Source organism: Streptomyces peucetius, from assembly GCF_025854275.1.
Lineage (GTDB): Bacteria > Actinomycetota > Actinomycetes > Streptomycetales > Streptomycetaceae > Streptomyces > Streptomyces peucetius_A.
On sequence record NZ_CP107567.1, the window covers coordinates 3,031,934 to 3,050,235 of the forward strand.

15 protein-coding genes are annotated in these 18,302 nt (G+C 72.4%); 4 read left to right on the forward strand and 11 right to left on the reverse strand.

The features are described from left to right. Window positions 1-67 precede the first annotated feature (67 nt). The 6 genes from OGH68_RS13760 to OGH68_RS13785 form a co-directional block, all read right to left on the reverse strand. On the reverse strand, window positions 68-1,036 hold the full coding sequence (locus OGH68_RS13760; protein WP_264243898.1) for a cation diffusion facilitator family transporter: 969 nt from the start codon (window positions 1,034-1,036) through the stop codon (window positions 68-70). A gap of 105 nt (window positions 1,037-1,141) precedes the next feature. Further along, window positions 1,142-2,320 carry a mannose-6-phosphate isomerase, class I gene (gene manA, locus OGH68_RS13765; RefSeq protein ID WP_264243900.1) on the reverse strand — a complete coding sequence of 393 codons (1,179 nt, stop codon included), beginning with the start codon at window positions 2,318-2,320 and terminating at the stop codon, window positions 1,142-1,144. 44 nt (window positions 2,321-2,364) lie between these two features. Then, window positions 2,365-3,507, reverse strand: coding sequence for an SIS domain-containing protein (locus tag OGH68_RS13770; RefSeq protein ID WP_264243903.1), 1,143 nt, complete (start codon window positions 3,505-3,507; stop codon window positions 2,365-2,367). Window positions 3,508-3,645: 138 nt separating this feature from the next. Beyond that, window positions 3,646-3,828 carry a Trm112 family protein gene (locus OGH68_RS13775; RefSeq protein ID WP_264243905.1) on the reverse strand — a complete coding sequence of 61 codons (183 nt, stop codon included), beginning with the start codon at window positions 3,826-3,828 and terminating at the stop codon, window positions 3,646-3,648. 297 nt (window positions 3,829-4,125) lie between these two features. After that, complete coding sequence (locus OGH68_RS13780; protein ID WP_264243907.1) at window positions 4,126-5,487, reverse strand: phosphomannomutase/phosphoglucomutase; 1,362 nt, start codon at window positions 5,485-5,487, stop codon at window positions 4,126-4,128. A 188-nt stretch (window positions 5,488-5,675) separates the two neighbouring features. Beyond that, window positions 5,676-6,104 carry a DUF3499 domain-containing protein gene (locus OGH68_RS13785; protein ID WP_264243910.1) on the reverse strand — a complete coding sequence of 143 codons (429 nt, stop codon included), beginning with the start codon at window positions 6,102-6,104 and terminating at the stop codon, window positions 5,676-5,678. A 273-nt stretch (window positions 6,105-6,377) separates the two neighbouring features. On the opposite strand from OGH68_RS13785, the gene OGH68_RS13790 reads away from it, so the two are divergent. Continuing rightward, on the forward strand, window positions 6,378-6,806 hold the full coding sequence (locus OGH68_RS13790; protein WP_264243911.1) for a metallopeptidase family protein: 429 nt from the start codon (window positions 6,378-6,380) through the stop codon (window positions 6,804-6,806). A gap of 142 nt (window positions 6,807-6,948) precedes the next feature. On the opposite strand, the gene OGH68_RS13795 is transcribed toward OGH68_RS13790, so the two are convergent. The 3 genes from OGH68_RS13795 to OGH68_RS13805 form a co-directional block, all read right to left on the reverse strand. Continuing rightward, window positions 6,949-8,520 (reverse strand): DUF5719 family protein, encoded by a 1,572-nt coding sequence (locus tag OGH68_RS13795; RefSeq protein ID WP_264243913.1) that lies wholly within the window; start codon window positions 8,518-8,520, stop codon window positions 6,949-6,951. Further along, on the reverse strand, window positions 8,517-12,227 hold the full coding sequence (locus OGH68_RS13800) for a glycosyltransferase family 2 protein (RefSeq protein ID WP_264243915.1): 3,711 nt from the start codon (window positions 12,225-12,227) through the stop codon (window positions 8,517-8,519). Before OGH68_RS13800 ends, OGH68_RS13795 begins: the two co-directional genes overlap by 4 nt. Before the next feature lie 196 nt (window positions 12,228-12,423). Continuing rightward, window positions 12,424-12,687, reverse strand: coding sequence for a WhiB family transcriptional regulator (locus OGH68_RS13805; RefSeq protein ID WP_053557226.1), 264 nt, complete (start codon window positions 12,685-12,687; stop codon window positions 12,424-12,426). A gap of 640 nt (window positions 12,688-13,327) precedes the next feature. On the opposite strand from OGH68_RS13805, the gene OGH68_RS13810 reads away from it, so the two are divergent. Genes OGH68_RS13810 through OGH68_RS13820 form a run of 3 tightly spaced genes read left to right on the forward strand, consistent with a single transcriptional unit; the run spans window position 13,328 to window position 16,104 of the window. After that, window positions 13,328-13,822 carry a cysteine dioxygenase gene (locus OGH68_RS13810; protein WP_264243918.1) on the forward strand — a complete coding sequence of 165 codons (495 nt, stop codon included), beginning with the start codon at window positions 13,328-13,330 and terminating at the stop codon, window positions 13,820-13,822. Window positions 13,823-13,852: 30 nt separating this feature from the next. Next, complete coding sequence (cofD, locus tag OGH68_RS13815; RefSeq protein WP_264243921.1) at window positions 13,853-14,809, forward strand: 2-phospho-L-lactate transferase; 957 nt, start codon at window positions 13,853-13,855, stop codon at window positions 14,807-14,809. Continuing rightward, window positions 14,806-16,104 carry a coenzyme F420-0:L-glutamate ligase gene (locus tag OGH68_RS13820; protein WP_264243922.1) on the forward strand — a complete coding sequence of 433 codons (1,299 nt, stop codon included), beginning with the start codon at window positions 14,806-14,808 and terminating at the stop codon, window positions 16,102-16,104. The genes cofD and OGH68_RS13820 overlap by 4 nt, the downstream gene beginning before the upstream one ends. A gap of 23 nt (window positions 16,105-16,127) precedes the next feature. Here OGH68_RS13820 and OGH68_RS13825 read toward each other — a convergent pair whose 3' ends face one another. Together OGH68_RS13825 and OGH68_RS13830 are read right to left on the reverse strand one after the other, a co-directional pair. Continuing rightward, window positions 16,128-17,141: a DNA-3-methyladenine glycosylase family protein gene (locus OGH68_RS13825; RefSeq protein WP_264243924.1), complete on the reverse strand. Its 1,014-nt coding sequence runs from the start codon at window positions 17,139-17,141 to the stop codon at window positions 16,128-16,130. 23 nt (window positions 17,142-17,164) lie between these two features. Beyond that, a complete protein-coding gene (locus tag OGH68_RS13830) occupies window positions 17,165-18,256 on the reverse strand; it encodes a nucleotidyltransferase family protein (protein ID WP_264243926.1) in 1,092 nt (363 codons plus the stop codon). Between the last annotated feature and the right edge of the window lie 46 nt (window positions 18,257-18,302).

Consider the following 18,302-nt stretch of genomic DNA (forward strand, 5'->3'; position numbering starts at 1 on the left):
GCTCCGTAGGCAACGAGGAAGGCCCCGGACCGACATGGTCCGGGGCCTTCCCTCAGTCGTTGCGCGCTCAGTGACCCGAGCCGCCCGGGGAGGGCTTCGCCGGATCCGTCCCGGGCGTCACTTCCGCCTCGTTGTAGATGTCCGGCTCCAGGTAGATGACGCGTGCGATCGGCACGGCCGCGCGGATGCGGTCCTCCGCGGCGTTGATCGCCTGCGCGACCTCGTCGGCCGTCTCGTGCCGCTCGACGGCGATCTTCGCCGCGACCAGCAGCTCCTCCGGCCCGAGGTGGAGCGTGCGCATGTGGATGATGCGCGTGACCGTCTCACCGTCGACGGTGGCTGCCTGGATCTTCTCGATGTCCTCCGTGCCTGCGGCCTCGCCGAGCAGCAGCGACTTGGTCTCGGCGGCGAGCACGATCGCGATCAGGATCAGCAGGACGCCGATGCAGAGGGTGCCGATGCCGTCCCAGACGCCGTTGCCGGTGACCAGCGCCAGGCTGACGCCGACGAGCGCGAGGATCAGACCGACCAGCGCGCCGAGGTCCTCGAGGAGCACGACCGGCAGCTCGGGGGCCTTCGCCCGGCGCACGAACTGCGTCCAGGTCAGCTTGCCGCGGACCGCGTTGGACTCCTTGATGGCGGTACGGAACGAGAAGGTCTCGGCGATGATCGCGAAGACGAGGACGCCGACGGGCCAGTACCAGGCCTCGATCTCGTGCGGGTGCTTGATCTTCTCGTAGCCCTCGTAGATGGCGAACATGCCACCGACGGAGAAGAGCACGATGGAGACGAGGAACGCGTAGATGTAGCGCTCGCGCCCGTATCCGAAGGGGTGTTGCGGCGTCGCCTCGCGCTTGGCCTTCTTGCCGCCCACGAGGAGCAGGCCCTGGTTGCCCGAGTCCGCCAGCGAGTGGACGCTCTCCGCAAGCATCGACGACGAACCGCTGAACAGGAACGCCACGAATTTGGCCACCGCGATTGCGAGGTTGGCGGCGAGTGCCGCCACGATCGCCTTGGTACCGCCTGACGCGCTCATGCTTGCCGGATGTCCCTTCCTACGTACGCCGGCCGGTCCTGTGCCCGGCCTCTGCGGTGCGCCATTGTTGCAGCACCCCGTGCGGTGCGTCTCGGACCACCGGACTCAGGCGACCACTGTTGCGCGGAAGACGGTACCGGCGCCGCCGCCCGCGTCCGAGATCTGCGCGCTCTCACCGGCGGGAACGAACGCCGACTCGCCCGGTGCCAGGGTCAGTTCACCGGCGGTGACGCTGCCCGCCGTGCACAGCAGGATCTGCGGCGTGGACGCCGTCACGTCGCGCGGCTCGGCGTCGGGTGCGAGGACGTAGCGCGACAGCCGGAACTCGTCGATCGGGGTGTCGTAGATTTCCTCGCCGGAGGGTGACACCTCAGGGCGCAAGATGCCGGGTTCCGTCGCCTCGAACCGCACGATGCGCAGGAGTTCGGGCACGTCCACATGCTTGGGCGTCAGACCGCAGCGCAGCACGTTGTCCGAGTTGGCCATGATCTCGACCCCGAGGCCGTCGAGGTAGGCGTGCGGAACGCCGGCGCCGAGGAACAGCGCCTCACCGGGCTGCAGTTGTACGTGGTTGAGCAGCATGGCCGCGATGACGCCCGGGTCGCCGGGGTAGTGGTGCGCGATCGCCGCGTACGGGGCGTAGTCGCCGCCAAGCCGTTCGGCGGCCGCCGCGGCCTCCGAGACGGTGGCGGCCATGTCCTGCGGGTCGGCGGTCAGTACGGCGGTGAGCACCTCGCGGAGCGCGGCCTCCTCCGGCCGGGCGTGCAGGAGGTCGACGTACGGCTTGAGGGAGTCGACGTCGAGGCCGGCGAGCAGTTCGGCCGCCGCGTCGGCGGAACGGAAGCCGCACAGCCCGTCGAAGGGGGTGAGGGCGCAGATCAGTTCCGGCTTGTGGTTGGCGTCCTTGTAGTTGCGGTGCGGCGCGTCGAGGGGGACGCCGGCGTTCTCCTCGGCTCCGTAGCCGTCCCTCGCCTGGGTGAGGTCGGGGTGGACCTGGAGGGAGAGGGGTGCGCCTGCCGCGAGGAGCTTGAGGAGGAAGGGCAGTCGCGGCCCGAACTTGGCGACGGCCGCCTCGCCCAGTTCCCGTTCGGGCGCGGCGGAGATGACCTCGGAGAGGGGCCGGTCCGCTTCGGCGCCACGGGTGATGCGGGAGGGCGCCACGGGGTGGGCGCCCATCCACATCTCGGCCTGCGGCTCGCCGGTGGGGGCGACGCCGAGGAGCTCCGGAATGGCGGTCGTGGACCCCCAGGCGTAGGGGCGCACGGTATTGGCGAGGCGGTCCATGATCTTCCTTGGTCCTTCGTCGGTGCGTACGACGGCGGGTGCGTCTAGACGGGATGATCGCCCGACGCCGCGATGGCCAGGTAAACGGCGGCGAAATCGGTGATGGCCAGCAGTTCGGCGATCGACTCGATCTCCGAGCCGTCCTCCGGTTCGAGTTCGCTGACGGGTGTGTCGTGGCTGAGTGCCAGCTCGCGGGCGGCGGGGGCCGCCGAGAGACCGCCGGCCGGGCGGTCGCGCAGCAGTACGACGCGGGCCCGCAGCGCCTGGGGGTCGTCGACCCGGTCGCGGAAGAAGTCGTCCGGGTCGGCGCCGGCGGCGAAGTCGCCGGCGAGGAGAACGCCGTGGGCGGGCAGTGCTTCCGGCAGTTCGGCGGAGAGCGCGGGCAGGCCGGCGATTTCCGCCAGGACCGCGGCGAAGCGGCGTCCCGCGGGGGCGGCTCCGGCGCCCTCGGTCCAGATCAGGGGCAGGCTGTCGGCGAGGTCCGCGGCCAGTGTCTTGGCCGGGTTGCTGTACGTGGCAACTGCGGGGCCGCAGCGCTCGGCGGTGCTGTCGAGGCGGTCGGCGACCTTGGCCAGTGTCTCCGGCGGGGCGTCGAGCAGCCCGACGCGGTCGAGGAGCACCAGCAGCGGGGTGAACAGCGCCCACAGCGCACCGGGGGCGGCTGCCTGGGCCTCCTCGTACGCCTCCTCGTACGGCGCGGTGGCCATGGGCACGACCAGGCCGTGGACGCCGTCGACCGCCTCGGCGAGGGGCGAGCGCCGCGGTGCGACGGCGACGACGGTGCAACCGCGCCGGTACGCCTGCTCGGCGAGCACGGCGAGGCCCGGTTCGCTGCCGTCGGTGGTCACGAGGAGCAGCAGGTCGACCGAGCCTGCCCAGCCGGGCAGGGCCCAGCGCAGGGCTCCGGCCGCGTGAGCGACGCCGGTGGGACGGAGCGGGATGACGGGCGCGGAGGCGCCGGCGAGGGCGCCGACCAGGTCCGCGACGCCGAGAGCGGCGGTGCCGGGGCCGGCGACGAGAACGGCCCGCGGCCGTCCCTCGGGGCTGAGTCCGGCGATACCGGCTTCGTCGGCGTGCCTGGCCGCCGCGCGTACACGGGCCCCGGCCTCGGCCGCGCCGCGCAACAGGCCTCGGCGGTCGGCACGGGCCAGGGCGTCCGGGGCGTCGAGGAGCGACTCGTCGAGCATGGGGGTGGGCCTCCGATCGCCGAACCCGGGCGGGGGTGTGGTGCGGTTGTCAGGGGACGCGGTCGTGCCGGTCACGATCGGCCGGGGAGACGCGCGCCGGATGCTTCGTCCGTCGCACGGCTCTCCCGCCGTCCCGCCTCACGCCGGGCGGCGTGCCTCGTCGACGAGCAGGACGGGGATGCCGTCCCTGACCGGGTAGGCGAGGCCGCAGCCCTTGCCGGTGCAGATCAGCTCGGGCGTGTCGGCTGCCGTGCGGTCGTCGAGCGGGGCGTGGCAGGCCGGGCAGGCGAGGATCTCCAGGAGGCCGGCTTCGAGCGGCATAACAGCGGTGTCCCTTCGGGCATGCCGCAGGCCGACGGAGCGATGGCGATCGCGTCGGACATACGGTCACGGTCTGGCGGATCAGGCTTCGTCAGCCTACCGCCGGGGGGCGGGATGCGGCTCGTTCTGGTGCGGCGTGGACCTGCGGCGCCGAACGGCGCGCGGTGCGGCGCGGACGGGGCCCGGGCAGCCCCGCCCGGTGCGCGGACGGGGCCGCCCAGCACCGCGGGGCGCGTTACGGGGGCACGGACACGCGTACGGGCGGGGAGGTGGTCCGCCCCGCCCGGTACGTCGGGCTCAGGCCCGTACGAGCGCCAGTACCTCGTCGCGGATCTTCGCCATGGTGGCCTCGTCGCGCGCCTCCACGTTCAGTCGCAGCAGCGGCTCCGTGTTCGAGGCGCGCAGGTTGAACCACCAGTCGGCGGCCGTCACCGTCAGCCCGTCGAGCTCGTCGGCCTCCACGCCCTCGCGGGTGGCGAACGCGGCCTTCACCGCCGCCGCGCTGCCCGCCTGGTCCGCGACCTTGGAGTTGATCTCGCCGGAGGCCGCGTACCGGTCGTACTGCGCGACCAGGTCGGACAGGGTGCCCTCCTGGGAGCCCAGCGCCGCAAGGACGTGGAGGGCGGCGAGCATGCCCGTGTCGGCGTTCCAGAAGTCGCGGAAGTAGTAGTGCGCCGAGTGCTCACCGCCGAAGATCGCGCCGGTGCGGGCCATCTCCTCCTTGATGAAGGAGTGCCCGACCCGGGTGCGCACCGGGGTGCCGCCGTTCTCGCGGACGACCTCCGGGACCGACCACGAGGTGATCAGGTTGTGGATGACCGTGCCGCCGGAGTGCTTGGCGAGTTCGCGGGAGGCCACGAGGGCGGTGATCGCCGAGGGGGAGACGCCTTCGCCCCGCTCGTCCACGACGAAGCAGCGGTCCGCGTCGCCGTCGAAGGCCAGGCCCAGGTCGGCCCCCTCGGCACGCACACGGGCCTGCAGGTCGACGATGTTGGCCGGGTCGAGCGGGTTGGCCTCGTGGTTGGGGAAGGTGCCGTCCAGCTCGAAGTACATCGGGACGAGGGTCAGCGGCAGGGACTCGAACACGGTGGGGACCGTGTGCCCGCCCATACCGTTGCCCGCGTCGACGACGACCTTCAGGCGCCGCATGCCGGACAGGTCGACGAGGGAGAGCAGATGGGCCGCGTAGTCGGTGAGCGTGTCGCGCTCGGTCACGCTGCCCGGCGTCGCCGCCGGGGCGGGCGCGCCCTGCTCGGACCAGGTCTCGACGAGCTCGCGGATCTCCGCAAGGCCGGTGTCCTGGCCGACGGGCGCCGCGCCTGCCCGGCACATCTTGATGCCGTTGTACTGCGCCGGGTTGTGCGAGGCCGTGAACATGGCCCCCGGCAGCCCGAGGTGTCCCGAGGCGAAGTACAGCTGGTCCGTCGAGCACAGCCCGATGAGGGTGACGTCGGCGCCACGTGCCGCGGCGCCACGAGCGAACGCGCCCGACAGGCCGGGCGAGGACGGCCGCATGTCGTGGCCGACCACGACCGCGTCCGCGGCGGTCACCTCGACGAAGGCCGCACCGAACAGTTCCGCGAGCGACTCGTCCCACTGATCCGGCACCACCCCGCGGACGTCGTACGCCTTCACGATCTGCGACAGATCAGCAGCCACGGCCCAACCCTTCTGAAGTCCATGTGGTCACCACAAACTACCCGCACGGCGGCGCCCCGGGGGAGGCACCCTGCCTGTGACGTCCCACGCCCGAGCGAGCCGAGGGCAGAGCCAGTGGACCGTGTCCGGGAGCCGGGGAACGGAGGTCAGAAGCGTGAACGGAGGTCAGGAGCGTGGGGGACGGCAGTTCAGGAGTCGGGGGACCGCAGCACCCGCAGATGGCCGCGGCGCGCGACCTCCATCGGGTCCGCGGAGCGCCGGCCGCCCGGGCCGCCCGCTTCCGCCGTACGCCCCTGGGGCCGTGCCGCCTCGCGCACCGCGTTCGCCAGCGCTTCGAGGTCGTCGCCGCTGGGGCGGGCGGGGGCCGAGCCGTCGGTGAGCCGTACGACCTCCCAGCCGCGCGGCGCCGTCAGCCGCTCGCTGTGTTCGGCACACAGGTCATAGCAGTGGGGCTCGGCGTAGGTGGCGAGCGGACCGAGGACCGCAGTCGAGTCGGCATAGACGTACGTCAGTGTCGCGACGGCAGGGCGGCCGCACGCGGTGCGCGAACAGCGACGTACAGGGCTCACGACGTTGGACGGTACCGCACTCTTGAGCGGGCTGCGACGACTCTCCACCCGGTCACTCCCCCGTGTCGTCGTGTGACATCGGACATATCGGCAGTTCGAGCAACTGGCCTGACCTGCAGGGAAAGAGAACCACACGGGCGACGGCCACACGCCGTGCGGTCATGAGTTGGAGTCAATCAGGTCAATCGCGTCGAGAACGCCGATCGCGAGAGCCGTTGAATCGAGCCCAACGTTGGCCGGAATGTTCAATTAGCGACATACCTCCGGCCGGCGACCGCGGGTCGATCGCCGTCGGCCCCGGAGAGCTACCCTGCGTCAGTGATGGACAGTCCTGTACCCCCCCGACCGGCAGAGCCGAGGCCCCGCCGCCGTGACCGGCACGGACGAGGTATGCGCGGGCCGGTGGCCCCGCCTCAGGTACCGCTCTCGGCCAGCCGCGCCGAGACCTTCCGTGACCTGGTCCAGGACTCGGTGGAGCGGCTGGAGCGGCGCTGGCCACAGCTGGCGGACGTGGACTTCATGGTGCTGGAGGTGCCTGTTACGCCGGACGAGTCGGTGCCTCTGGGCAGCGCCGTCCCCGCCGCCAAGGACCGGCCCGCGCGGATCATGATTTATCGCCGGCCCGTCGAGATTCGGACAAAGAGCCGCGACGAACGAGCACTCCTCGTTCACGAAGTGGTCGTCGAGCAGGTCGCGGAGCTGCTCGGGCTGGCTCCGGAATCGGTCGATCCGCGGTACGGGCAGGACTGACGCACAGCGCGTGGCGGCCCTGGCCGACCCCCCGGACGCGTCCCGCCCGCCGTCCGGTACCGGCCGGCCCGGTCGTCCGGCACCCGTCGGTCTCAGCCGTCCAGAGCCCGTCGGCCCTCCGTCGTCCCGTACCCGCCGACCCTCAGTCGTCCAGCACCGAGAGGTCCTGCTCCGCCTCCGGCACCGCGACCGTTCCCCGGTCGTCCGGGAGCGTCTGCACCGTGAACATCGGGATGCCGTCCTCCGGGATCTCCAGCATCCGCGACGCGTGGACGGGCCCGCCCGACACCGTCTCCACCGTGAGCGCGTACGAGCCCTTGAGGCCGGCCGGTACGGGCGCGGGGACCGCGGTCGTCGTGCCGGCCTTCACGGTGTACTCCTTGACGACCGGGGTGCCGCCCTCCGTGCCCGCCGACGCGGTCACCTTCACCTTCGCGTCCTTGCCCGCTGCCGTCAGTGACAGCCGGGTCCCCTTGGCCCGGTTGTCGGCGACCGTGGCGCGCTCGCCCACCGGGGCGGCGGCCGGGAGGAAGGCGATCTCCTTCTCGTCGCCCTTGCCGCGCGTCACGCGCAGGGCGGCCACCACGGGAGTGGCCGTGCCGCCCTCCGCGGGGCTGAGGATCAGCGACCCCGCCTCGCCCCGGGTGACGTCCTTCAGATCGACACTCGCCGTCATTCCGGACTTGACGTGCAGCGTCTCGTGACCGGCCGGGGTGATGGTGCCGGTGGCGCCCGCCAGCTGAAGCTTCAGCTCCGCGTCGTCGTCCCCGGGGGCGAAGGCCACGAGCTGGACCGAGGTCGCGTCGGCCGGGATGCCCGGGAGGACGGTGGTGCCTGACGGGTCGGCCGAGGCCGTGAGCCAGTCGCTGCCCGTGTTCTCCTCGACGGACCGTACGACGGCGCCGACCCGGCCCGTCCGAGTGGTGACGTGCACGGTCACGTCCTCGGCCGGGTCCCCCGTCAGCGTCGACAGCAGAACCGGGAGGCCGGCTCCGCCGGGGACGGGGATGCCCTCGGCCACGGTGCTCTTGAGGACGCCGTCCTTGCCGTAGAGCTCGACGTCGACGACGGCGGTGGCCTCGTCCGGGTTGGTCAGGTGCACGTAGTCCTGGCGCTTGTCGGCCAGTGAGGCACCGGGGAACCAGAAGTCGGTGTCCGGAGCGGTGCAGCTGACACCGAGGAGGCCGCGGCCGCTGCCCGCGGACACCATCGTGGTCTGCTGCGTCGTCCAGCCGGGGGCGAGGCTGCCGGTGGCCGTGCCGACGAGCGCCGGGGCCTGCCCGCCGCTCTCCTCGGCCGAAACGGGCTTGCCGGGCTCCTTGAGCGCCAGGAAGGGCTTGTCGGACGCGGGCTTCTTCGCGTCGTCCTCGTCCTTCCCCTTCTCGTCCTTGGCCTTCTCGTCCTTGGCCTTGTCCTTGTCGGCCAGCGCGGCCGCGGACAGCCGGAGTTCGGCCGAGTCCTCATCGGTGCCTTCGTCGACGGACCCCTGGCCCGCGCCGCTCTTCGCGGCAGGCGTGAAGGACGTGTACTGCGTCTCTGCCAGGTCCGAGTTGCTCGGCGCCGGGCACAGCAGGCTCGAACGCTCGACGGGCAGGCGTACCGGGGCCTCGGCCGCCGGCGCGCCCTCACCGTCGGGGGCCGTGAGCGATGCGAAGCCGGTGACCGCGGCAAGGGCCGTGGTGACCGCGATCAGGGAGATGGTCGTGCGCTTCACTCTGACTCGCCTCGCGTCGTGCCGGGGGCTTGCGCCGGGGGTTCTGGGTACGGGCCACCGTTCGGGTCGCCGTAGTAGGGGTCGTACTGCCCCTCCTGCGGATACTGGCCGTCCTGCTGCTGGTACTGGCCGTCGCCGTAGGCCCCTGCCTGGTACGGCTGCTGGTACTGGCCGTCGCCGTACTGCTGTCCGTCGGCGTACTGCTGTCCGTCGGCGTACTGCTGTCCCTCGGGGTAGCCCTGGCCGTCGCCGTACTGGTACCAGTCCTGCCGGCCGTACGAGGTCCCGTAGCCGGCGTCGGTGTACGTCTGCGCGTCCCACTCGCCCTGCTGCTGCGGCACGGTCGTCGCATACGGCGCCGGCTGCTCCGCCTCCTGCGGGCCCGGCACCGGCTCCGGCTGGACGGGCTCGTTCACGGGGCCTTCCGCCTCCGTGGCGGCCTCGGACTCCGCCTGGGCCCGCAGCCTGCGCGCCCGGCGGCCCTCGCCCGACACCGGCTGGTCCGGTACCGCGACCGGCTCGTCCGGGAGATCGTCGTCGATCTCCCGGCGCCGCCCGGGGAGAGCGAGCACCACCAGCACCAGTGCGAGGAACGCCTGGATCCAGATCCAGGCCGTGTGAGTGGCCGGGGCCTCGTGCGTCAGCTCGAGGCGGCCGCCCTCTGCGGGCAGCTCGAAGCCCTGGGCCCAGCCGTCGACCGTGGTCTTCTTGAGCGGCTGCCCGTCGAGCGTGGCCTGCCAGCCCTCGTCCGCGCGGTCCGCGATGCGCAGGATGCGGCCGGAGCCGCCCACGGGGATCTCGGCGCGGGCCTCCACGGCGTCGGAGGCCACCGGCAGCGGTTCCTCCTTGCCGCTCACGATCGTGGCGCGGGCGACCTGTCGGTCCACCCGCCACAGTGCGCTGCCGTCGAGCTGGCTGAGCCGGCTCAGACCGGGCGTGGCGTCGAGGACGTTACGGGTTTCGCGGGGGGCGCCGTCGCGCACCAGTACGTAGCGGATCGCATAGCCGCTGAGCTGGCTGGTCTGGTCCGCGCCGGAGCCCGCGACGAGGTTGGCGACGATCTTGTCGAGGCGGCTGTCGCTGTCGGCCGCCTCAGTGAGTTCCGCGTCGCCGAGGCGGCTGCCGGAGCCGCGTACGAGGGTGTACGAGACCTTGGCCGACGACGTGCCGCCGAGCACCAGGGTGCGCGGCTGGTCCTGCGTGTCGCTCTCCTCGGCGACGAACGCGGGTACCTGGACCGGGTCGCGCCGCTCGAGCGGGCCGCCCGCGCCGCTGACCATCCAGTTGACCGCGGCAATGGCGGGAGCCAGGCCGGCGGCCAGCGCGACCAGGGCGGCGACCGGTTGCCGCCAGCCGAAGCTCTGGGCGGCGACGCGGCTGCGGCCACCCTCGGCGCCGAGCACGGCGGCCGCGAGCAGTGCGATGCCGTAGACAAGGGTCGCGGGTCCCGCCCAGCCGGTGCCGCCGTCACCGGAGCCGTTGACGAGGGCGGCGAGGACCAGGCCGACGAGCGCGACCGCCCAGGCGCTGCGGATGGCGAACTGCCGCTCCTCGCGCAGCAGGGCGCCCAGCGCGGCGAGGACGATGCCGATCATCAGGATGCCGCCGACCGTTCCGGGCCCGCCGGGGCTGATGCCGAGGAGGTCGACGGCGCTCGCCGCGCCGCCGTCGTAGTCGACCCCGGCCTCACGGAAGAAGGCGGTGGGGTCGGTCAGCAGGGAGAGCGACCAGGGGGCGAGGACGAGCACGGGGGTGCCGACGGCCGCGACGAAACGCAGCCCGTAGGCGGTGATGTCACCGCGTCGCAGGACCAGGACGGCGATGCCGAGGATCACGGCGATCGGCCACACGACGGGCGTGAAGGCCATGGCGAAGGTGAGCAGCAGTGCGTATGCCCAGGTGGCCCGCCAGCTGCCGCGGCCGCCGCCCTGCAGGCGCAGCCCGTGGGCGGCGACGGCCGCCCGGGCGATGAGCGGCAGCACGACGGCGAGGACGGCGGTGCCCAGGCGTCCGGTGGCCAGCGCGCCGGTGGCGGCGGGCAGGAAGGCGTAGGCGACGCTCGCCCAGGCCCGCAGCAGCCGGGACTCGACGATGGGGCGGGAGGCGAAGTACGCGGTGAGGCCGGCGAGCGGGACCGAGCAGACGAGCAGCACGGTCAGTGCGAGACCGGTGGAGCCGAGGAACAGCGCGGAGAGCACCGCGAGGACGGCGAGGTAGGGCGGCGCCGTCTGGGTGCCGCCGGTGCCGATGGGGTGCCAGCCGTCCGCGTACCGGCCCCACAGGTCGGAGATGTCCGCGGGGGCGGGCAGCAGTGCGCCGCCGGCCAGTGCGCCGCCCGCGAAGAGTCCGCGGCAGGCCACGAGGGAGACGACGAGCAGCACGGCGAAGAGGAGCGGGCCCGGCTTGCGGGCGATCTTCTTCAGCCTGGCGAACTGTTCGATCTCCAGGAAGTCGGCGTCGTCGCCGCCGGGTCCGGACTCCGCGGCGCCGTGGCGGGAACCGCCGGAGTCCGCGTCCGAGCCCCCGAAGTTGGAGACGACCTGCTCGATCGTGGCACGGACCGTCGCGCCGGGCGGCGGGAACAGGGGCCGCAGTTCACCGGACTCGACCGACCGACCGGAGCGTCTGCGGCGCCCGGCCAGGATGCGCTCGGGGCGCAGCAGGACGCCGAAGAGGCCCATCACCTCGTCGACGGCCTGACCGGGCACCTTGCCGACCAGATAGGCGAGGGTGCGCAGCAGGGTGCCGAAGACGATGCGCAGCAGGACGTACGGCAGTGCGATGCCACGGGTGTTGGTGAGCAGTGTGTAGACCGCGCCCGCCTTGTCGACGCGGTGCGGGCTGGCGACGGACCGGCCGGCGCAGTCGACGGTGCGGCGCTCGCGGGCGGCGGCCTCCGCGTGCCGCAGCACGGCGTCGGGGGCGATCAGGACGCGGTGACCGGCCGAGTGGGCGCGCCAGCACAGGTCGACGTCGTCGCGCATGAGCGGCAGCCGCCGGTCGAAGCCGCCCAGTTCCTCGAAGACGTCCCGGCGGATGAGCATTCCGGCGGAGGACACGGACAGGACGGAGCGGACCTGGTCGTGCTGGCCCTGGTCCTGTTCACGGCGGTCGAGGCCGGTCCAGCGGCGTCCGCTGTTGGCGATGGAGACACCGGTCTCGAGGAGCTGTCTGCGGTCGTACCAGCCACGCAGTTTGGGGCCGACGATCGCGGCGTATGCGTCGGAGTCGGCGACGCGCAGCAGTTCGGCGAGGGCGTCGGGCTCGGGCGCGCAGTCGTCGTGGAGCAGCCACAGCCACTGGACGGGTTCGCCGTGCGGAAGCTCCGGCATGTCGTACGCGTCGTCGCGCCAGGTCCTGCTGACCGGGTCCCAGCCGCTGGGCCGCTTCAGATACGGCAGGTCCTCGGTGGTGAGTACGCCGACGGTGCGGACGGCCTCCTCGACGGCGGTGCCGAAGCCGGTGCGGCGGGCGAGATGCAGTACGCGGTCGGCGCCGAGGGCGTCGGTGAGCAGCCCGGCGGACTCGTCGGCGCTGCCGGTGTCGGCCGCGACGACGTTCTGCACGGGGCGTTCCTGGCTGGTCAGTCCGGCGAGGGCGTCGGGGAGCCAGCGCGCACCGTCGTGGGAGACGAGCACGGCGGTGACGACGTGCCGCGGGAACTCGGGGGCGACTGCCGGAACAAACGCGGCTGTGGTGGCGGACATTGAGGTACGGGCCCTCCGGCCGGGGTCACCCCGTAGGGGCTCTGGTGCGTCACGGACGGGGCCCCACACTAACGGCTGACATGTCGACGGTCCGCAGCCTGTGGACAACCCAGAGACGGCGGACCGTTCGTTACGTACTCACTTGGCACGGTTGTACCGTTTGGCCGGACGAGCGGGCGGCCGGTCGGACGGTGGTTCAGACGGCGGCCTTCTTGAGCCGCCGGCGTTCGCGCTCGGAAAGTCCGCCCCAGATTCCGAATCTCTCGTCGTTGTTCAGGGCGTATTCGAGACACTCGGAGCGGACCTCGCAGGCAAGGCATACCTTCTTTGCCTCCCGGGTGGAGCCGCCCTTCTCGGGGAAGAAGGACTCGGGATCGGTCTGTGCGCACAACGCGCGCTCCTGCCAGCCGAGTTCCTCGTCCGCGTCCTCGACCAGCAGTTGTTCGAACAGCTCGGTCATGTGCGCCCCTCGTCTGTCTTTTTGCGTCCCCGTGATGTTGCCGCGATCGATTTCGGCCGAACGACACGAGTGAAATTACAAGTGTGTAGCTCCGGGCCAGTCAAGCCGGGATCTGCTATTGGGCCCGGTATTCACTCTGCGGAACCAAGGCTATGCGGAAAGTGTTCAAATCACCAAAAAGGTGACACATGCCAGCGGCCTGCTCCGCGCCCCGCCCCCTCGGAGAGGAAGACGCCGCAGACATCGATCTTGTTTCGATCGAGCCCCCGAAGCGATCCGGATCACAGTCCGATCACTTCGGGCCACGGTGACGTTTACAAGCGGAGTTGCTGCCGCATGTCTCCGGACCCTCTGCTGCACAAACCTTTCTCCGTCCCCAGTTACCGGAAAAGGTGAAACATTGCCGCCAAATCGGTCATTGGGTTGACAGCGGACGAGCGGACCAGTCACCTTTGGTCTCATGCCAGCGACCACAGCGCCCCTTGCGACCCGCCACCGCGGGTTCCGCAGCGCTGTCCAGACGCGCTGTTGCTGTTGCTGTTCCAGCTGTTGATGCCTTCGAGCTCCGGCTTCTCGCACCCTGCGTCACCTTTCCGTTCTGCGACACCCCATGCACTTCTGCTGAGGAACCCCCGCACCCATGAACAGCGACAGCGACCTCCAGATCGCCGGCGACATCCTCGCCGTACAGCACCTGCTCCAGCCCGCCCGTGAGCACCCGGTCACCGTGGCCGAGTTCGCGGGTCTCGCCCGCTCCATCGCCGCCGACCGCGCCCAGTGGGAGCACCTCGTCGAGTACGACGCCACCTCCCGCTGGTACCACCGGCTGCGCACCGGCCCCGGCTACGAGGTGTGGCTGCTCAGCTGGGTCCCCGGCCAGGGCAGCGGCCTGCACGACCACGGCCCCTCCTCCGGCGTGCTCACCGTCCTCCAGGGTGAGCTGACCGAACGGACCGAGCGCGGCGAGCGGTCGCTGGCGGCGGGCTCCCAGCGGGTCTTCGCACCGGGTTACGCGCACGAGGTCGTCAACGACGCCCTCGAACCTGCCGTGAGCCTGCACGTCTACTACCCGGGCCTGACCGAGATGCCGATGCACACGGCCGCCAACTGCACGACGGAGACGGTGCCCGTCTGACGCCTCCAGGGGACCTGCGAGGATGGCGGCATGCGCATTGTGGTTCTGGCCGGCGGTATCGGCGGCGCCCGTTTCCTCCGCGGTCTCCAGCAGGCCGCGCCCGAAGCGGACGTCACGGTGATCGGCAACACCGGTGACGACATCCATCTCTTCGGCCTGAAGGTCTGCCCCGACCTCGACACCGTGATGTACACCCTCGGCGGTGGCATCAACGAGGAGCAGGGCTGGGGCCGCCAGGACGAGACCTTCCAGGTCAAGAGTGAACTCGCGGCCTACGGCGTGGGCCCCGACTGGTTCGGCCTCGGCGATCGCGACTTCGCCACCCACATCGTCCGTACACAGATGCTGAGCGCCGGCTATCCGCTCAGCGCCGTCACCGAGGCGCTGTGCGACCGGTGGCAGCCGGGCGTACGGCTGCTGCCGATGTCGGACGACCGGGTGGAGACCCATGTCGCCGTGACGATCGACGGCGAGCGCAAGGTCATCCACTTCCAGGAGTACTGGGTCCGGCTGCGGGCGTCCGTCGCCGCGGAGGCCGTCGTACCGGTCGGCGCGGAGCAGGCCAAGCCCGCGCCCGGAGTGCTGGAGGCCGTCGCCTCCGCCGACGTGATCCTCTTCCCGCCGTCCAACCCCGTCGTCAGCGTCGGCACGATCCTCGCCGTACCCGGCATCCGCGAGGCCATCGCGGAGGCGGGCGTACCGGTCGTCGGCCTCTCCCCCATCGTCGGCGACGCACCGGTGCGGGGCATGGCCGACAAGGTCCTCGCGGCGGTGGGCGTCGAGGCGACCGCGGCGGCCGTCGCCCGGCACTACGGCTCCGGACTGCTCGACGGCTGGCTCGTCGACACCGTCGACGAGGCCGCCGTCCCGGCCGTCGAGGAGGCGGGCATCGTCTGCAGGGCCGTGCCGCTGATGATGACCGACGTGGCCGCGGCCGCGGAGATGGCGCGCGCCGCGCTGGCCCTGGCCGAGGAGGTACGGGCGTGAGCCCGGCCTCGTACCGGGTCTGGGCGCTGCCCGGACTCGGCGAGGTCCGGCCCGGCGACAACCTGGCCAAGCTGATCGCCGCCACGTCCCCCGGACTGGCCGACGGGGACGTCCTCCTCGTCACGTCGAAGATCGTCAGCAAGGCGGAGGGCCGGATCGTCGAAGCAACGGACCGTGAGGCCGCGATCGACGCCGAGACCGTCCGGGTGGTGGCCCGGCGCGGTGCCCTGCGCATCGTCGAGAACCGGCAGGGTCTGGTGATGGCGGCGGCCGGGGTCGACGCGTCCAACACCCCTGCCGGGACAGTGCTGTTGCTGCCGGAGGACCCCGACGCCTCCGCCCTGGCGATCCGCGAAGGGCTGCGCGACGAGCTCGGCGTCGACGTCGGCGTGATCGTCACCGACACCTTCGGCCGGCCGTGGCGGACCGGGCTCACCGACGTCGCGATCGGCGCGGCGGGCGTGCGGGTCCTGGACGACCTGCGCGGCGGCACCGACACCCATGGCAATCCGCTCGGCGCGACCGTGGTCGCCACCGCCGACGAACTCGCCGCCGCCGGCGACCTGGTGAAGGGCAAGACCAGCGGGCTGCCGGTGGCGGTCGTCCGCGGCCTGCCGCACATCGTCGAGGACGCGGCCGGGGGCGCGGGCGCGCTCGTCCGCGGCGCGGCCGACGACATGTTCCGGCTGGGGACCTCCGAGGCCGTACGGGAGGCGGTGACCCTGCGCCGCACGGTCCGGGAGTTCACCGACGAACCGGTGGACGGCGGCGCGGTCCGGCGCGCGGTCGCGGCCGCGGTGACGGCACCGGCGCCGCACCACACGACGCCGTGGCGCTTCGTCCTGCTCGAATCGGCCGAGTCGCGGCTGCGGCTCCTCGACGCGATGCGCGACGCGTGGATCGCGGACCTGCGGCGCGACGGCAAGTCGGAGGAGTCCGTCGCCAGGCGCGTCCGCCGCGGTGACGTTCTGCGCAACGCGCCCTACCTGGCCGTGCCGTGCCTGGTGGTGGACGGTTCGCACACGTACGGCGACGAGCGCCGTGACGCCGCCGAACGCGAGATGTTCGTCGTCGCGGCGGGCGCGGGCGTCCAGAACTTCCTGGTGGCGCTGGCGGGTGAGCGGCTGGGGTCGGCGTGGGTGTCGTCGACGATGTTCTGCCGGGACGTGGTGCGCGAGGTGCTGGCGCTGCCGGAGACGTGGGACCCGATGGGGGCGGTCGCCATCGGCCACGCGGCGGGCGCGCCGAAGGCGCGGGCGGCACGGGCGGCGTCGGCGTTCATCGAGGTCCGGTAGGGGACAGGCCCCGCGCCGGGGGGCTACCACTGGGCGATGTCGACCCGGCGCATCTTCGGCTCGCGGCGCGGCGGCGTGCGGCCCGAGAGGAGGATCAGGCGGGCCGCGCGGTGGCGTTGGCCCTCGTAGGGGGACAGCAGTTCCAGCATGGCCGCGTCGTCGGTGTTGCGCTCGCCCGCGAGCGCGTAGCCGACGATCCTCGGCAGGTGCAGGTCACCTACGGTGACCGCGTCGGCCGCCCCGTTGCTGCGCTGGATGACCTCCGCCGACGTCCACGGGCCGATACCCGGGATCAACTCCAGCCTGGCCATGGCCTGTTCGGGGGCCATCGCCGACGCTTCCTCCAGCCTGCGGGCCACCTTCACCGCGCGCAGGATCGTCGACGCACGCTTGTGGTCGACGCCGGCGCGGTGCCACTCCCAGGAGGGGACGAGCGCCCAGGTGCGCGGCTCCGGCATGACGTACATGCCGGTGTCGGGGCCGGGCGCCGGTTCGCCGTACGTGCGGACCAGCAGCCACCACGCCCGGTACGCCTCGTCCGTGGTGATCTTCTGTTCGAGGATCGAGGGGATCAGGGACTCCAGCACCAGGCCCGTACGCAACAGCCGCAGTCCGGGCCGGCGGTGCTGCGCGGCGGCGACCAGCCGGTGCCGCGGGGTGAACGCCTCGGGATCGTCCGCCGCCCCGAGCAGGTCGGGCAGCCCGTCGAGCAGCCACTCCGCACCCGGCCCCCATGCCTCGGCCTCGACGGCGCCGGCCCGCATCGCGACCCGGAGCGTGCCCGGGCCGGCGGGTGTGCGGCTGGCCCGCCAGGCCGAGCCGTCGGGTGTCGTACGGAAGGTGGGGTCGGCCGGGCCTCGCCGCAGCGGGCCGAGGACCAGGCCGAGGTCGAGCGGACCCGGCGGCACCCACCGCCGGGTGCGAGGCGCCGCTGCGGGAGCAGCCTGACGCGGTATCGCAGGCGTCGCCGGGGTCGCGCGCGTCGCGCCACCGCGCACGGTGGTGCGGCTCGTACCCGGTTGGAAGCGCCCTGCCATGCGGCCAGGCTACTGGTCGCCGGCTACTGGTCGGAGGAGAACCGGACCGCGCCCGCCGGGAGCACCGCGTCGCACCACACCCGCGCGCCGTCCCTGAGTTCGTTGTCCTCGCCGACGACCGCGCCGTCCCCGACGACCGCGCCGGCCAGCACCGTACGCGCCCCGATGCGCGCGCCCGCGCCGACGAGTGAGTCGGAGATCACGGCGCCGGCCTCGACGACGGCGCCGGCCAGGATTGTGCTGCCGTCGATCCTCGCGTCCTCGCCGACGCGAGCGCCCTCGCAGACCACCGTGCCGCCGGTCAGCTTCACGCCGGGCGCCACCGTCGCGGACGGCAGCACCAGCCGGTCGCCGCGCCTGCCGGGCACGGCGGGGGACGGCGCACGGCCGAGGACGAGATCGGCGGAGCCGCGTACGAAGGCGTGCGGGGTGCCGAGGTCGAGCCAGTACGTGGAGTCGACCATGCCCTGCAGGTGCGCTCCGGAGCTCAGCAGTTCGGGGAAGGTCTCCCGCTCGACGGAGACGGGCCGGCCCTCCGGGATCGTGTCGATGACGGAGCGCCGGAACACGTACGCGCCTGCGTTGATCTGGTCGGTGACGATCTCCTCGGGTGTCTGCGGCTTCTCCAGGAACGCCGTGACGCGCCCGCTCGCGTCCGTCGGCACCAGGCCGAAGGCGCGCGGGTCGTCGACGCGGGTGAGGTGGAGACAGACGTCGGCGCCGGAGGAACCGTGGGTGGCGACGAGGGCCTCGATGTCGAGTCCCGTGAGGATGTCCCCGTTGAAGACGAGAACCGGGTCGTCGGGGCCGGACCGCAGCCGGGAGGCCACGTTGCGGATGGCCCCGCCGGTGCCGAGCGGCTCCTCCTCCGTCACGTACTCCAGGTGCAGCCCCAGGGAGGAGCCGTCACCGAAGTACGGTTCGAAGACCTCGGCGAGGTAGGAGGTGGCGAGCACGATGTGCTCGACGCCCGCTGCCCGTGCCCGTGCGAGCTGGTGGGTGAGGAAGGGCACACCGGCCGCCGGGACCATCGGCTTCGGGGTGCGGACGGTGAGCGGACGCAGCCGGGTGCCCTTGCCTCCGACCAGGAGAATCGCTTCTGGGGCCAGGTTCAATGCGTTCTCTGCTTCCTGCTGGGGCCGGGCACGGTCGCGGTTTTGA

Coding starts and splice junctions, on each gene's coding strand:
- OGH68_RS13760 (WP_264243898.1), bottom strand. CDS start 1,036: ATGAGCGCGTCAGGCGGTACCAAGGCGATCGTGGCGGCACTCGCCGCC.
- OGH68_RS13790 (WP_264243911.1), top strand. CDS start 6,378: ATGGACAGTCCTGTACCCCCCCGACCGGCAGAGCCGAGGCCCCGCCGC.
- OGH68_RS13810 (WP_264243918.1), top strand. CDS start 13,328: ATGAACAGCGACAGCGACCTCCAGATCGCCGGCGACATCCTCGCCGTA.
- OGH68_RS13800 (WP_264243915.1), bottom strand. CDS start 12,227: ATGTCCGCCACCACAGCCGCGTTTGTTCCGGCAGTCGCCCCCGAGTTC.
- OGH68_RS13825 (WP_264243924.1), bottom strand. CDS start 17,141: ATGGCAGGGCGCTTCCAACCGGGTACGAGCCGCACCACCGTGCGCGGT.
- OGH68_RS13770 (WP_264243903.1), bottom strand. CDS start 3,507: ATGCTCGACGAGTCGCTCCTCGACGCCCCGGACGCCCTGGCCCGTGCC.
- OGH68_RS13805 (WP_053557226.1), bottom strand. CDS start 12,687: ATGACCGAGCTGTTCGAACAACTGCTGGTCGAGGACGCGGACGAGGAA.
- manA (WP_264243900.1), bottom strand. CDS start 2,320: ATGGACCGCCTCGCCAATACCGTGCGCCCCTACGCCTGGGGGTCCACG.
- OGH68_RS13775 (WP_264243905.1), bottom strand. CDS start 3,828: ATGCCGCTCGAAGCCGGCCTCCTGGAGATCCTCGCCTGCCCGGCCTGC.
- cofD (WP_264243921.1), top strand. CDS start 13,853: ATGCGCATTGTGGTTCTGGCCGGCGGTATCGGCGGCGCCCGTTTCCTC.